This is a genomic window from Streptomyces sp. MS06 (genome assembly GCF_047200655.1).
Lineage (GTDB): Bacteria > Actinomycetota > Actinomycetes > Streptomycetales > Streptomycetaceae > Streptomyces.
In genome coordinates, this window is the sequence record NZ_JBJZOJ010000136.1 from 1 (window position 1) to 1,719 (window position 1,719).

The window sequence follows — 1,719 nt, forward strand, 5'->3', positions numbered from 1 at the left end:
CTAGAAGACTGCTGAAAATCTTGGTTGAGGGGCTGTCCGGCCGTGGGCCTGGCGGCCCTTTCGCTATGTGGTGGCTGGGATGAGGTGCCAGTTGCCGTTGCCCCTGGTGAGTCCGAGGTTGATCAGTCGGCGAAGGTTGAGGGCGGCGGCGCGGTGGTGGAGCCAGAGGCTGTTGGCGATGACGCCGCGGTAGGGGACTCGTCGGTTTCCCTTGGCGACCAGCCAGGCGATGGCGCGTTCGACTGGAGGCCGCCATCTGCGGTATTCGTCCTGCCAGGCGGGGTCGGTGGCAGCCTGGTGGCGGGCTGCGGTGAGCAGTTCGTGCTGGGGGTGGACGTTGATGTTGCGTCCGGTCTTGGAGGTGGTGCAGCGTCCGCGCAGGGGGCAGTCGCTGCACACGCGCTTGAACTGGGCGGTGCGGGCGCCGTCCGCTTTGACCTGTCCGAGGTTGGCGGTGTGTCCGGCCGGGCAGGTGGCGGTGCCGGACACCGCATCGATGAGGAAGTCATCGATGGTGAAGCCGCCGGGGATGGCCTGCCGCAGCGGTGGCGGCTTGATCACCAGGGTGTGGCCGTCGGCCTGCAACCGGGCGCGCAGGTCGCCGGTTCCGTAGGCGGAATCGCCGAGCACGGTTAACTCCTGGCCCTCGTCCTCGTCGGCCAGCAGATCGCAGGCGACAGCGGCCTCGTGGTTGTCAGGGCCGTAGCCGCTGGTGAGGGCAACCGCGGTGAACAGCCCGGTCTCCGGCTCGAAGGACGCATGCCCTTTGAAGCCATCCTGATGGCGGGTGCGGTTCTTGTGGATGTGGCGTGCGTCAGCATCGACGGTGGACACGGTCCGGTCCGCGACGGTGCGCTGGGCGATGCGCCAGCGTCCGTCGCGTCCGTCGGAGTCCTCGGCCGGCTCCACGTCCTGGCCCGCGACCAGGGTCAGCAGGCCCACCGCGTTCGCCGCCTTCTCGCCCAGTTCCTGCTCGGGCAGGTGCCCGAGCAGGTTGATCGCGTCGGTGACCAGCGCGTCGACCAGCGTGGCACGGGCGGCCTCGTCGTCCCAGGCGATCCTCGGCTTGCCCGGGTCGGTGTAGTCGTGCGCGCAGCACCACTGCGCCGCGGTCTCCTCGCCCCCGGGGACCTCGCGGATCACCCGGCGGACGGCGGAGATGATCTGGGTGACGGTGTCCTGGGTGGCCACCGCGTCATCAAGGACGGTGGAGTCCAGCGCCCGCCGCTGCTTGCCCTTGAGCACGCCGGTCGCGGCCACGACCTCTTTGACCTTGGTGAAGATCCGCGTCGGATCGGCCGAGTGACGCAGCCGGCGCCGGAAGTACGTCAGCAGCGACGGATCGAACGCGGTGTCGTACAGGCCGAGCCCGCAGGCGGCCTTCCAGCGCAGGTCACACCGCAGTTCCTGGACCGTCTCGAAGTCCGACAGCCCGTGCAGGCTCTGCAGCACCACCGTGGCGGCCAGCACCTGCGGCGGCAGACTCGGACGGCCGTTGGACGAGGGGTACATATCCGCGAACATCCCCGGCGGGAACAGCACCTCCCGGTGCTCGGCCAGGAACGCGAACACACTGCCTGCCGGGATCAACTCCCGGCAGGTCTCCCACACATCCGGCCCGACCATCTCCCCGGCCCACTCCCCCTGCATGCCTACAAGACTGGCCCCGACTCCACCAAGCCGGGGCCAGAACGCAAAAGATTTTCAGCAGTCTTCTAG

At 68.9% G+C, this 1,719-nt stretch carries 1 protein-coding gene; it reads right to left on the reverse strand.

The features are described from left to right. Positions 1-63: 63 nt before the first annotated feature. Positions 64-1,650 carry an IS1182 family transposase gene (locus ACL02U_RS32790; RefSeq protein ID WP_412794660.1) on the reverse strand — a complete coding sequence of 529 codons (1,587 nt, stop codon included), beginning with the start codon at positions 1,648-1,650 and terminating at the stop codon, positions 64-66. Between the last annotated feature and the right edge of the window lie 69 nt (positions 1,651-1,719).

Coding starts and splice junctions, on each gene's coding strand:
- ACL02U_RS32790 (WP_412794660.1), bottom strand. CDS start 1,650: ATGCAGGGGGAGTGGGCCGGGGAGATGGTCGGGCCGGATGTGTGGGAG.